Below are 12818 nucleotides of genomic sequence, written 5' to 3'. Positions count from 1 at the left end.
TGTCACGCCCAACGTCATCATCGTCCGCCTCGTCGGCATCACCCTATTCGAGCCGGGGCAGGCCGCGGTACGCACCGAGTTCCAGCCGCTGATCGAGCGCATCGCCGCCGTGCTGGAGCAGGAGGGCGGCGCGATCAAGGTCATCGGCCATACCGACAACGTGCCAATCCGCACCGCCCGCTTCCCCTCGAACGTCGAGCTCTCGCAGGCGCGCGCCAAGGCGGTCGGCGACGTGCTGAAGACCAAGCTCAGCAAAGCGGATCGCATCAGCTTCGAGGGCAAGGGCGCCGACACGCCGATCGCGCCCAACACCGCCGCCGACGGCCGCGCCCAGAACCGGCGCGTCGAAATCCTGATCCAGCGTCAGGGCTAGGAGGCGCGCATGAACCTCGCCACCTGGCTCCGCATCCTCGCAATCCTCATCGGCGCGCTCGCGCTCGCGGCGCTGGTCTGGTTCGGCGGCCCCTTCCTCGCCTTCGGCGACGTCCGGCCCTTCGAATCCTTCTGGGTGCGCCTGCCCGTCGTCGTGCTGCTGCTGGTCGGGGCGTTCGGCTGGATCGCCTTCGTCGTCATCCGACGCCGCAAGGCGACCGCTGCGCTCTCCGAAGCGCTGGAGAAGGAGGAGACGACCGGCGACGGCGCCGCGATCTCCAATGCGATGCGCGACGCGCTGGCGACGCTCAAGAGCGCGCGCGGCAAGGGCGGCGGCGACTATCTCTACGACCTGCCCTGGTACGTCATCATCGGCCCGCCCGGCGCCGGCAAGACGACCGCGCTGGTCAATTCCGGGCTGAAATTCCCGCTCGCGCGCGGCGCAACGCCGGCCGCCGTCGCGGGCTCCGGCGGCACGCGCTATTGCGACTGGTGGTTCGCCGAGGATGCGGTTCTGATCGACACCGCCGGCCGCTACACCACGCAGGACACCGACACCAGGGCCGAGAAGACGAGCTGGTTCGCCTTTCTGGACCTGCTCAAGACCAACCGCCCGCGCCAGCCGATCAACGGCGTGCTGGTCGCGATCAGCGTCGAGGATCTGCTGACCTCGACGCCGGAGGAGATCGCCGCCCATGCCGACGCGATCCGCTCGCGCCTGCTCGAATTGCACGAGCGGCTGAAGGTCGATTTCCCGGTCTATGCCGTCTTCACCAAGGCGGACCTCATCGCCGGCTTCAACGAGTATTTCGGCGCGCTGACCGAGCCGCAGCGGCGCATGGTCTGGGGCCACACCTTCCAGACCGCCGACAAGACGCGCAACATGATCGGCGACGTGCCGCCGGAATATGACGCGCTGATCGAGCGGCTGAACGAACGTCTCTCAGACCGGCTGCAGGACGAGCACAACCCGACATCCCGCGCCCAGATCTTCGGCTTCCCCAGCCAGATGGCCACGCTGAAGCGCTCCATCGTCGACTTCCTCACCCGCGTCTTCGAGCCGACGCGTTACCACGCCAACGCGACGCTGCGCGGCTTCTATTTCACCTCGGGCACGCAAGAGGGAACGCCGATCGACCAGCTCATCGGCGCGCTCTCCCGCAATTTCGGCTCGGATCATGCCGGCGCCGCCGCCTTCTCCGGCAAGGGCAAGAGCTATTTCCTCACCGACCTCATCCAGAAGGTGGTGATCGGCGAATCCGGCTGGGTCTCGACCGATCTCGGCGCCGCGCGCCGCTCGACCATGCTGCGCATCGCCGGCTTCGCGACGGTCGCGATCTTGTCGCTCGCCGCGCTCGGCCTGTGGTGGACGAGCTTCTCGCGCAACAGCGACCTCATCACCGCGACCAATTACGGCCTGTCCGACTATCGCAGCGCCGCAGCCCCGGTCCTTCAGGAGACCACCGTCTCCGACCGCAATTTCAGCCGCATCCTGCCGCTGCTGCACAAGCTCCGGAACATGCCGGCGGGCTACGCCACCCAGAACGAGCCGACGCCGACGCTCGCCACCCTGGGCTTGAGCCAGCGCGACCGCCTGCAGAACGCGACCGAGATCACCTATCAGCAGGCGCTGGAGCGGATGCTGCGCCCGCGCATCATCTTCCGGCTGGAGGAGCAGCTCGAGGCCAATGCCAACAATCCCGGCTTCGTCTACGAGGCGCTGAAGGTCTACATGATGATCGGCGGCCAGGCTAAGATGGACCGCGACCTCGTCACCTCCTGGATGCGCCTCGACTGGGCCGAGAATCTATTCCCCGGCCCCGCCAACGCCAAGGGGCGCGAGGCGCTGGAGGAGCATCTGGCCGCGATGCTCGACCTCGACGAGGGCTCGGCCGAGCCGATGGTCAAGCTCAACCAGTCGCTGATCGAGCAGAGCCAGCGCACGCTGCGCCGCCTCAGCATCGCCGAGCGCGCCTATGAGCTGCTGCGGACGCAGGCGCGCAGCGAGAGCCAGAAGGACTGGGTCGCATCCCAGCGCGGCGGGTCCGATGTCCGCCTGGTCTTCGAAGGCAGCGGCGGCGAAGACCTCGACCAGATCCGCGTGCCCTATTTCTACACCTATGACGGCTTCCAGACCGCCTTCATCGGCCGGCTCGGCGACATCGGCGACCGAATAGAGAAGGAGCGCTGGGTGCTGGGCGAGAATGTCGACCAGCAGGCGATCACCGCCCAGTACGCGACGCTCTTCCAGGACCTGATGAAGCTCTATGCCCGCGACTATGTCGCCGGCTGGCAGCGCATGCTGAAGCGGCTGAAGCTGCGCCCGCTCAACGCCGACAAGCCGCGCTATGTCGCGCTCAGCGCGATCTCGGCGCCGACCTCGCCGTTCAAGCAGGTGTTAGAATCCCTGCGCGACGAGACACAGCTCACCAAGGAGCGCCCGAACGCGAAGAAAGCCGTGGCGCAGGCCGCCGCCGCTGCTGCGGTGCAGACGCTCGACCAGCGCGCGAGTCAGGCGCTCGGCCGCCTCGGCAGCAATCTCCCGCTTGCCGCGCCGGGGGTCGATCGCGTGCTTGCCGGCGGCACGGACCCGGCGCTGGGAGCCGATATCGAGGGCCAGTTCAAGCCCTTCCAGGTCCTCGTCGACGGCGATCTCGGCCGCCGGCCGGTCGACCAGCTCCTCCAGACCTTCTCAGAGATCAACCAGAATCTTGCCACCGCCGCGACCAATCCGGCGCAGTCGGCGGCGGCAAACGCCGCGCTCGTGCCGCTGATCGCGACCTTGCGCGCCAACTCCTCGCGCTACCCTGCCCCCTTCGACGGCATGATCATCCAGGCTGTCAACGACTTCGAGGGCGATGCCACCGGCGCGACCGTCGCCCTGCTCCGGCAGGCGCTGGCCGAACAGGTCACGCGCATCTGCACCGAGGTGATGAACAACCGCTACCCCTTCACCAAGGCCAGCACCCGCGACGTGCCGCTCGCCGATTTCGCCCGGCTCTTCGCCCCCGGCCAGATCATGGACAAGTTCTACAAGGACCGGCTGGAGCCCTTCGTCGACACCTCCAAGCCGCAATGGAGCTGGCGCGTCGACAGCCGCGTGGCGCGCGCGCTCTCGCCCACGACCTTGCGCGAATTCCAGCGCGCCAGCGAGATCAAGGACGCATTCTTCCCGACCGGCGGCAACCTGCCCTCCTTCCAGATGGTGGTGACCCCGACCGCGCTCTCGGCCGACGCCGCCAACGCCAAGCTCGAGATCAACGGCTTCACGGTGACCAGCCAGCAGGGCGTCAACACGCCGACGCCGGTGATGTGGCCGGGTGGGGGCGTCGGCAAGACGGCGATCACGCTGACGCTCGGCGGCGGCAGCGGCAATTCCGGCGGCATGTTCGGTGGCGGCTTCTTCTCCTCGGGCTCGCAGAATGCAGCGCAGGGCGAGGCCAAGCTCTTCGAGAAGGACGGCACCTGGTCCTTCTTCCGCCTGCTCGATGCCGGCTCGGTGCTGAAGCAGGGCGACAATGTCGGCTTCACGCTGAACGGCGGCGGCCGGCAGGTCGGCTATTCCTTCGGCGTCGGCTCGCTCAAGAACCCGCTGATCCTGCCGGCGCTGCGGGAAATCCGCTGCCCCGCGGGGATCTGACGCGGTGCCCTGCGGCCTTTTCGGCAAGCTCCCCGCCAAGCGCGACTTCATCGCGCTCAACGCCCCCGCAGGCTTCCTGGCCGTCTACGAGAAATGGCTGCAGGGCGGGCTAACCGCGAGCCGGCTCGAACTCGGAAGCCGTTGGCAGGAGGCCTATCTCAACGCCCCAATCTGGCGCTTCTGGCTGGGCGCCGGCCATGGCGGGCAGACGGTGGCCGGCGCCTTCATGCCCTCGGTCGACGGCATCGGCCGCTATTTCCCGCTGACCGTCTTCGCCGTGGCCGCGCCGGGCGCCGCGATCCCCCCGCCGGAACTCGATCCGCAGGACGGATGGTTCGCGGCGATCGAGGATTTCCTGCTGCAGGCCCTGGAACCCGATTCGAGCTACGAGGCCGTCGCACAGCGCCTCGCCGCGCTGCCCGTGCCCAACGACCATCACCTCACCGCCCCACCGCAGGACATGGTGCGGCTCTCGGACGGCACCATCGTCAGCGCCGCCATCTCTTCCGGCTTTCCCGAGCGACTGGCGGCGCTGCGCGTCGAGGATCATTCGCGGGCCTATGCCCATGCCTCATATCTCTGGACCATCGGCGGGCCGAATTTCGAGGCGCTGGCGCTGACCGGCCAGGCCCTGCCCGATCCCTATCTCTTCACCGGCCTGCTGACCGGACGCTTCGATGCCCATCTCGCAGCCGAGCGCGCCGGATAATGAGGGCGATGCCATGAACGATGCTCCGCGCGCGGCCTCCGATTTCGAGACCGGCTGCATCAGCCATACCGGCAAGGTCCGCAAGGCGAACGAGGACAACTTCCTGCTGCGCCCCGAAGTCGGCCTCTGGGCCGTGGCGGACGGCATGGGCGGGCACGAGAACGGCGCGCTCGCCAGCGCCACCGTCGTTGCCGCGCTGGAAGGCGTCGGCGCGACGAACTCGGCATCGGAGCTGCTCGCCATGCTGGAGGGCAGCGTGCTCGAAGCCAACCACACCCTGCGCGAGGAAATCCGCCAGCGCGGCGCGACGATGGGTGCGACCCTCGTTGTCCTGCTGATCCACCAGCGCCATTTCGCCTGCCTCTGGTCGGGCGACAGCCGGATCTATCTCGTCCGCGCCGGACGCATCACGCAGATATCACGCGACCATACCGAGGTGCAGGACATGGTAGATCGCGGCCTGCTGACGCCCGACGAAGCGAAGAACTCGCCACGCCGCCACGTCATCACCCACGCGATCGGCGTGCACGAAACGCCGGAGCTCGACCTCGAAAACGGCGAGATCGCCGATGGCGACGCCTTCCTGCTCTGCTCGGACGGGCTGACCGAGCACGTCGCCGATGCCGAGATCCTGCAGGCCGTCCAGGCTGGCGGCGCGCAGGCCGCCTGCGACACCCTGCTGGCGCTGACGCTGGAGCGCGGCGCGCGCGACAATGTCACCGTCGTGATCGTCCGCTATCGACAGGGCGCGAGCGAGAGAACACGCTGGATGCCGAACCGGCGCGCACCAGGGAGCCCCACGCCATGAGCGACGACTCCGAGCGCACCGTCTTCGCCCCGCGCGCCAATGCCCGCATCGGCACAAGGCTCAACGGCATCTACGAGATCGAGAGCCTGATTGCGGTCGGCGGCATGGGCGAGGTCTACAAGGGCCGCGCCATCCAGACCGGCGACGCCGTCGCGATCAAGATGATCCGCCCCGACATGGCCCGCGACGAGGCCGTGATCGCGCTGTTCCGGCGCGAAGCGGCGGCACTGCACAACCTCTATAACGAGGCCATCGTCCGCTATTACGTCTTCGCCATCGATCCGGTGAGCGAGTCGCCCTACCTCGCCATGGAGTTCGTCGACGGCCAGCCGCTCTCCGAGCGCATCAAGCAGCAGCCGCTGACGATCGAGGAAGCCGATGTGCTACGCCAGCGGGTCGGGCCCGGGCTGCATGCCGCCCATCGCCTCGGCATCGTCCACCGCGACATCTCGCCGGACAACATCATCCTGCCCGGCGGCGATCCCTCCCGCGCCAAGATCATCGATTTCGGCATCGCCCGCTCCAGCCTGCTCGGCGAAGGCACGGTGATCGGCTCCGGCTTCGCGGGAAAATACAACTATGTCTCGCCCGAGCAACTCGGGCTCCATGGCGGCGAGGTCACCGGCCGCTCGGACATGTATTCCTTCGCGCTGGTGCTGGCAGAGGCCGTCACCGGCCGCGCGCTCGACATGGGCGGCTCGCAGGTCCAGATCCTCGACAAGCGCCGCCGCCTGCCCGATCTCTCCGGCGTCGATGCCCATCTGCGCCCGCTGCTCGCACGCATGCTCGCGCCCGACCCCGCAAACCGCCCGGCCGACATGGCCGAGGTCGCCGCCTGGCAATCGCCTGCCGCCGGCAAGAAGGCGGCTGGCCCTGCCGGCCAGAAGACGCAGCGAAAGTCTCCGATGGCGCTCGTCGCGGGCGTCGCGATCCTCGCGCTGCTGGCAGGAGGCGGCTTCTACGCCTGGAAGAGCCTTCAGCCCGAACAGGCGGGCCAGAATGCCCGCCTCCCGAGCGCCGATCCCCCGCCTCTATCCGAGCAGCCTTCCGCAAGCGCCACCGCCAGCAACAACGCGCCATCGCTGACCGAAGCTCCGGCAGAGAAGCCGGCCCAGGCGGCCGCGCCGAGCACCACGGCCCAGACGCCCGCACCGCCGGTCGCGGCCCCGCAGCCCTCGCCACCGCCGCCAGTACCGACCCCGGCGCCTCCCCAGATCGCCACCAACGTCGAGACCGCACCACCGGCGCCGCCTGCGCGCCCGCCCGCAGCCGAGCCCGCCAAGTCTCCGCCGCTACCCGAGGTCAGGCCGGTGGAGAAACCGCCGGTCGCCATCGCAAAACCGCCATCCAGCCCGCCCGTGATCCAGCCCTCGACACAGGCGCCGCCGCCCCCGCAGACCGCCGCGCTCGCGCCGGAGCCTGAGCCGCGCACGCCGGCCGAACGGGTCGAGCGCTACGTTCGCGACTATGACGGCGGCTCCTGTTTCTTCCTGTGGCCTCTGGAAATCGGCGACCGCAAGGCGACGCTGGAAGGCTTCGGGAGCGCATCGGGCCCCTTCGTCACCTTCGACAATGCCTTCAAGGCCGCGCAGGGCTTCGAGGCGCAGATCAATTTGCGCCCCGTCACCAGCGCGCAGTGCCCGATGGTCGAGTTCCTGCGCCAGCCGGGCGTCGGCATCGATCGCTCTCCGCGACTGCAGATCGGCGCGTTCAACATGAAGAGCGGCGAAATCCTCAACGGCTCGGTGGAGGCCGGCGGCGGCCAGAGCCTCGATGTCGTGCTGATCGGCGACGACGGACTCGTCTACAACCTCGAAAGCTTCATGAAGCGCGAGGGCGGCAAGATCACCTTCAACCTCAAGCTCGAATCGACCGGCGGCGCGGCCCGCCCGCAGACTGTGCTCGCCCTCGTCAGCCAGGAACCGTTGCCCGCGCTCGCAGGCCCCAACCCGGCTCCTGCCAGCGAGTTCTTCGCCAATCTCAAGCTCGACCTGGCGCGCCAGCCGGGCAAGCTCGGGCTCGGGATCAAATATTTCCGGATCGAGTGACGGACAGGCGTCATTCTCGGGCCTGACCCGAGAATCTCAGGACCAGCGGGCTCTAGTTCCCGGACGCGCGAGTCAAGCCCCAGCATGACGGAGCATTCGGCTTCGGCCTCTCACTCCTCCCGGTACAGCACGCCCCATTCGTCCTGCCAGACGCCCGCCGCATCCTCGACGACGATCGGTGCCTGGATTTCGTTGGCGAGGCGGATGGCAGTGCGGAAGGCGTCCTTCGCCGCCAGCTCGTCGCTGACGAAATCATTGACGAGATGCCCGCCGGCCAGTTCGGCCGGGCAGAGCACCCGCCCGAAGGCCTCGCCGCTGCGCTCGCTCAGGCTGAGCGTGATCGCGTCGGGCTGCGGCTCGTCGACCTGCTCGAAACGGTTGGCCGGCATGAGCTTTCTCCTCATCGATGCCCGGGAACCGGGCGTGGCTGGCCGCAGGCGGGATCGCGCACGGCGGAAAACGTCATTTCTTCGGTTGCGGCCGGGCGATGCCCGGACCCATCGTCGGCCTGACCGCGCTGTAGCGGTCGAGCCTGACCTTGATCATGTCGTTGAACTTCTTGTGGACCTCGGAGACCGACAGCACCTTCGTCTCGCCGCCGGCATCGGCGTAGAAGATCGGCCGGTTGGCCTGGGCCGGCTTCGGCAGCAGCTCGGCCGCCTTGACGCCCGGCGTCTCCTCCATCGTCTCGATGAAGGTCTGCGCCGCATCCGGCCCGAGGAAGTGGATGAGATAGATCTCGCCGCCGGTGAGGTGGCGCCCCAGAGCGCGCTCCAGCCTCAGCGTGTCGCGCTTCAGCATCTCCGCCGCCAGCAGCGCCGAAACATAGGGTTCGCGCCGCATGTCGAGGATGCGCTGGCGCTCGTCGCCATTGCCGATCGTGAACTGCCTGCCGGAACGGCCTATCAGCTTGGCATCCGCGGCAAGCCCGTGCTTGGCGCCGAACTCGTAGATCACGCCGAGCCAGGTCTGCTCGATGAACTGGTAGAGGCCGGTCGCGGACGAGGTCTTCGCCTTCACCCCGGTGGAGAACGAGGACTCCTTGTCCGCCACCGCCATCAGCAGCGTCGGATCGGCGCCCACGACCTTGCTGGCGCGCACGATCGTATCGACCAGATGCCGGCGGATCTTGATCGGCCCGAAGGTCAGGATCTGGTCGGGATCGCCGCTGGAGATTTGCGGCGGCGGCTGCGGCGCTCCGCTGGGTGCGGTCGGCGCCGTCGGCACGCTCTGCATCTTCGGTGGCACCAGCAGGATGTTGGACGGCAATTGCAGCTGATTGACCGGCACCTGCTGCGTCGGCGCATCCCCCTGCGGCTTGATCGCCGCCAGCGAGGGATCGTTGTCGAGGGCGAACTGGGCCGCCTGCCGCGCCCCCTCCAGATCCTGCTCCACCGAGGACAGGATCAGCGAGGGCCGGGCCGGGCCATCCTTCAGCGCGGGCGCCTCGACCGCCGCGACCTCGTCCGCACCAGCCGGCATGGACCGCTCCGGCTGCTGCAGCCTTGCATAGGCGAGGCCGAGCACGGCCGCCGCCACACAGGCGACGCCCACTCCCACGGCTGCGATCGCCATGCGTCCGGAGAGGCCTTTCCGAGCCGACGAAACCGGATCGAGCGCTTCGCCCGCAGGCATTGCAGACGGCTTATGAGGATGCTTCGGAACGACGGCCGACGGTGGCTGAGCGGCGCCCTGCCGAGATGCAGGCGCAGCACGCGGGCGTCCGGTATCGGGGGTCTTCGCGGGAGGAGCCGCCCCCGCCCTCTCGGTTGCCTTCGCCGGCTGCGCAAGTTGCCGAGCCGGACCGGAAGCTTGCTCCGGTGCAGCAGAGGCGGCACTGTCCGAGACGAGGCGGCGCAGGCCCGCAAGCCAGGCTGCATCGTCGCGCTCGCCTAGCGTCGCAAGCTCGTCGACGAGCCGCTGCGCCGTCATCTGCGGCACGCCCGCGTCCCGCGCGATCATTGCGGCTGCACCCTTGGCGGGATGCTCCGTCACGGTCTTCAGGGCGAAGAACCAGAGCTGGAGCGGCGTGCGCCGGCTTTCCATCGGCGTGCCCGCCGCCGGATGAATCATGTAGTGGCAGTGGTTACAGGCGAAGCCGCGCAGCTTCGGGCGCATCTCGAACGAGGCGGCGCGTCCGCAGGCCGCGCAGGCCATGATCGTGCCGCCATGGCGCAGGCGCATCAATTCGGCGAGGCAAGCCTCCTCCGGAAACAGTGCCTGGAATTGCCGGAAGCGCTCGCTCATTCTGACGGCCCGCGCCTCATCGCCCCTTCCGCAAGGTTACGCCCCGCTCCACGGAGCGACAATCGTCATGCGCGCAGCAAAGCGAGGCGCGCGACATCCCTGAGATGCATCGCCACCTCTGCTGCCGTCGCCCGCTCCGGCAGGTTCGGTACGGCGACGCCGGCGGCCCGCGTCTCGGCCAGGAAGGCGTTCATCTCGTCGAGCAGCATGCGCTGGTCGCGCGAGCCGTCGAGCAGGCTGACGAATTTCCTTACCACGATGCTGTCGAGCTGAACGGTGCGGTGGCGCAGATCCGTCACTTCGAGGGCGGTCGCGGCCTGCCAGCGCGCGATCTCGCTTGCGGCCGGCTTCTCGCTGATTTCCGTCGTCAGCACCGGCGGCTCCAGCCGGATGTCGAGCAGCCCAGCCTTGAAGATCGCGATCAGCGCTTCCTCCAGCCGCCCGATTTCGTGGGCGCGATCGAGCCCCAGCCCATCGCCGACTTCGTCGCAGCAACGCGCGACCAGTTCGTGCCAGGCGATGCTGGCCGGCCAGATCGCGCTCATGACGCCGAGCGCCGCCTTGCACAGAGGCAGATCGACCGAGAGCCGAACCCCCTCGTCGAACTCGAAACGCTCGACGCCGGGCCTTGCATCCTCCGTCACCTGCTGGGCCAGCCGCGCATTGGCGGCAAGGTAATAGGGCCGCAGCGCATCGGGGCGGATGCCCCTTTGCAGGGGCAAATCGGCCCGGCACAGCAACGTCTCGCGAAACGGACGGCCGATCAGCAGATCGAGCGTCTGCTCGCGCCGCGCCACCTCCTCCACCGGAATCTGCGCCAGCAACTGCTGCGCTGGCCCCTTGGCGGCGCCGTAGAGGTTCGGGAACGAGGCCTCCGCCAGGAATTGCAGCCCGTGACGCTCCGCCGTGGACAAGACCTCGTGCAGAGCGAAGGCGCGCGCTCCGGGGTTCAGGTCGTCATGGTAGAAGACGTTGTCGGGAAGCTCGTCGATCTGCTTCAGGCGCTGGCGCAGCGCCGCGCCATGGAAGCTGTCGGGATCGCTGGCTTCGGCGACATCCTTGAGCGCCGCACGCGCCACCCGCACCCGCTCGCGCGGCTCGTCGATATCGCGGACCGCGTAGAGCATGACGTCCCGCGCCAGATCGCGCAGGCGACAGCCCGGCAGCGCGTTGTAGCTGACATAGGCGACGCCCTGCGGCGCCAGCAATTCGCCGAAGAGCGCGACGATGCGCTCCCTCACCGGATCCGGCACCCAGGAAAACACGCCGTGGACGATGATGTAGTCGAAGCGCCCGAGCTCGACCGTCAGCTCCAGGATATCACGCTGCTCGAATGCGACATTCGCAAGTCCGAGTTCGGCCGCGCTGGCGTTCGCCTGGCGGATCGAATCCCCGCTGAGGTCGATGCCGAGGAACTGGCTCCGCGGGTATTGCGCGGCCATCGGAATCAGGTTTCCGCCTCGCCCGCAGCCAAGTTCGAGTACGCGCATGGCGGATGGCAGGGCCGGGCTCATCCCATGGAAATGCGCGATGGTCGCCAACCGCGATGGATGAGTCTGGGAGAATGAATGGCCGGGATAGGCCACGGCGTCATAGGGATTGATCGCTGAAGCGCTCATGGCCGCCTGTCCGCCTCGGTTCGGACCATACCATCCCAGCGACCTCTCCGGCGCCTCCTTCATTTGAAGGAGCGGACGCTCCGGCTGGATTACACCCACTACGATCTCGGCAACCAGAAGCTGACCTTGCAGGACTATACCGGCCTGGCGCCGGGCCAATATGCGCTCATGCGGGCGCGCACCTCCGGCGATATCGTCAAGGCCGGCTTCAACTTCGGCTTCTGAAGCCGATGAGGACCGGGTAACACTGGTCCGGTCGCACCGAGCCGGGCCTCCCATATGCGCAGCAGCAGGATCATCCATGTCGTCGGCTGCCATGCGGCAGGCGAGGTCGGAGACGTCATCGTCGGTGGCGTGCAGCCGCCGCCGGGCGAGACGATCTGGGAACAGTCGCGCTTCATTGCCAACGACGAGACCCTGCGCAACTTCGTCCTCAACGAGCCGCGCGGCGGCGTCTTCCGCCACGTCAACCTGCTCGTCCCGCCCAAGGACCCACGTGCCCAGATGGGCTGGATCATCATGGAGCCGGCCGACACGCCGCCGATGTCCGGCTCTAATGCGATCTGCGTCGCGACGGTGCTGCTCGACACCGGCATCCTGCCGATGCAGGAACCGCGCACCGACCTCGTGCTCGAGGCTCCGGCCGGGCTGATCGAGATCAGCGCCACCTGCCGAAACGGCAAGGCCGAGGCGATCAGCCTGCGCAACGTCCCCTCCTTTGCCGCACGGCTCGACGCGACAATCGAGGTAGCCGGCCTCGGCACTTTGAGTGTCGACATCTCTTATGGCGGCGACAGCTTCGTCATCGTCGATGCCGCCCGCCTCGGCTTCGCGATCGCGCCCAATGAGGCCCGCGAGATCGCCGAGACCGGCATGAGCATCACCCGCGCCGCGAATGAACAGCTCGGCTTCGCCCATCCCGGCGACACCGCCTGGAACCACATCTCCTTCTGCCAGTTCGCCGCCCCGGTCGAGCGCATCGACGGCGTGCTGACCGGCCGCAACGCGGTGGCGATCCGCCCCGGCAAGATCGACCGGTCGCCGACCGGAACGGGCTGCTCGGCGCGGATGGCCGTGCTGCACGCGCGCGGACAGCTCGACGTCGGCGAACGCTTCGTCGGGCTGTCGATCATCGGCTCGCGCTTCGACTGCGAGATCGAAAGCCTCACGCGGATCGGCGAGACCCCGGCGATCATCCCGCGAATCACCGGCAACGCCTGGGTCACCGGCACCTCACAGCTCATGCTCGATCCCGACGACCCGTATCCCGCCGGCTATCGCCTCTCCGATACCTGGCCGAAACTGTGAAGCACGGCGTTTCGGCTGTGGAACGGCGCGGCAGCCCTTGACACCTGCCGGTGCGATAGGGAATTTG

The 12818-nt window shown here is 68.2% G+C and carries 10 protein-coding genes; 7 read left to right on the top strand and 3 right to left on the bottom strand.

Annotation, left to right across the window (positions count from 1 at the left end; genetic code table 11):
- The 5 genes from tssL to AC2FAN_RS19325 all read left to right on the top strand — a co-directional run.
- On the top strand, window positions 1-373 hold a 373-nt coding region (gene tssL, locus AC2FAN_RS19345), incomplete at its 5' end, for a type VI secretion system protein TssL, long form (protein WP_485175930.1).
- 9 nt (window positions 374-382) lie between these two features.
- Window positions 383-4012: a type VI secretion system membrane subunit TssM gene (gene tssM / locus AC2FAN_RS19340; RefSeq protein WP_485175929.1), complete on the top strand. Its 3630-nt coding sequence runs from the start codon at window positions 383-385 to the stop codon at window positions 4010-4012.
- A gap of 4 nt (window positions 4013-4016) precedes the next feature.
- Window positions 4017-4721 (top strand): type VI secretion system-associated protein TagF, encoded by a 705-nt coding sequence (tagF, locus tag AC2FAN_RS19335; protein WP_485175928.1) that lies wholly within the window; start codon window positions 4017-4019, stop codon window positions 4719-4721.
- Window positions 4690-5529, top strand: coding sequence for a PP2C family protein-serine/threonine phosphatase (locus AC2FAN_RS19330; RefSeq protein WP_485175927.1), 840 nt, complete (start codon window positions 4690-4692; stop codon window positions 5527-5529). The genes tagF and AC2FAN_RS19330 overlap by 32 nt, the downstream gene beginning before the upstream one ends.
- Window positions 5526-7577, top strand: a complete 2052-nt coding sequence (locus tag AC2FAN_RS19325; protein ID WP_485175926.1) for a serine/threonine protein kinase — start codon at window positions 5526-5528, stop codon at window positions 7575-7577. Before AC2FAN_RS19330 ends, AC2FAN_RS19325 begins: the two co-directional genes overlap by 4 nt.
- Before the next feature lie 110 nt (window positions 7578-7687).
- On the opposite strand, the gene AC2FAN_RS19320 is transcribed toward AC2FAN_RS19325, so the two are convergent.
- From AC2FAN_RS19320 to AC2FAN_RS19310, 3 genes are all read right to left on the bottom strand, one after another.
- Entirely contained in the window at window positions 7688-7966 is a 279-nt protein-coding gene (locus AC2FAN_RS19320) for a hypothetical protein (protein ID WP_265053824.1), read from the bottom strand.
- A 73-nt stretch (window positions 7967-8039) separates the two neighbouring features.
- Window positions 8040-9824 (bottom strand): transglycosylase SLT domain-containing protein, encoded by a 1785-nt coding sequence (locus AC2FAN_RS19315; protein ID WP_485175925.1) that lies wholly within the window; start codon window positions 9822-9824, stop codon window positions 8040-8042.
- Window positions 9825-9889: 65 nt separating this feature from the next.
- The gene (locus AC2FAN_RS19310; protein ID WP_485175924.1) at window positions 9890-11443 is read right to left on the bottom strand and encodes a methyltransferase regulatory domain-containing protein; all 1554 of its coding nucleotides are present in this window, start codon (window positions 11441-11443) and stop codon (window positions 9890-9892) included.
- Between the two features lie 63 nt (window positions 11444-11506).
- Here AC2FAN_RS19310 and AC2FAN_RS19305 point away from each other — a divergent pair, with 63 nt between their 5' ends.
- Together AC2FAN_RS19305 and AC2FAN_RS19300 are read left to right on the top strand one after the other, a co-directional pair.
- The gene (locus AC2FAN_RS19305) at window positions 11507-11668 is read left to right on the top strand and encodes a hypothetical protein (RefSeq protein WP_485175923.1); all 162 of its coding nucleotides are present in this window, start codon (window positions 11507-11509) and stop codon (window positions 11666-11668) included.
- 54 nt (window positions 11669-11722) lie between these two features.
- Window positions 11723-12751, top strand: a complete 1029-nt coding sequence (locus AC2FAN_RS19300) for a trans-3-hydroxy-L-proline dehydratase (RefSeq protein ID WP_485175922.1) — start codon at window positions 11723-11725, stop codon at window positions 12749-12751.
- Window positions 12752-12818: the final 67 nt, after the last annotated feature.

It is taken from the genome of Allobosea sp. RIT-PG3_2, assembly GCF_057321085.1.
Note: the sequence above shows the minus strand (reverse complement) of the source record. Positions and strands in the feature narration are given on the sequence as shown.

What these genes read in the sequence shown, in the direction of transcription:
- AC2FAN_RS19310 (WP_485175924.1), bottom strand. Translation starts at nt 11,443, where the DNA reads ATGAGCGCTTCAGCGATCAATCCCTATGACGCCGTGGCCTATCCCGGC.
- AC2FAN_RS19325 (WP_485175926.1), top strand. Translation starts at nt 5,526, where the DNA reads ATGAGCGACGACTCCGAGCGCACCGTCTTCGCCCCGCGCGCCAATGCC.
- AC2FAN_RS19300 (WP_485175922.1), top strand. Translation starts at nt 11,723, where the DNA reads ATGCGCAGCAGCAGGATCATCCATGTCGTCGGCTGCCATGCGGCAGGC.
- AC2FAN_RS19330 (WP_485175927.1), top strand. Translation starts at nt 4,690, where the DNA reads ATGCCCATCTCGCAGCCGAGCGCGCCGGATAATGAGGGCGATGCCATG.
- AC2FAN_RS19315 (WP_485175925.1), bottom strand. Translation starts at nt 9,824, where the DNA reads ATGAGCGAGCGCTTCCGGCAATTCCAGGCACTGTTTCCGGAGGAGGCT.
- AC2FAN_RS19320 (WP_265053824.1), bottom strand. Translation starts at nt 7,966, where the DNA reads ATGCCGGCCAACCGTTTCGAGCAGGTCGACGAGCCGCAGCCCGACGCG.
- tssM (WP_485175929.1), top strand. Translation starts at nt 383, where the DNA reads ATGAACCTCGCCACCTGGCTCCGCATCCTCGCAATCCTCATCGGCGCG.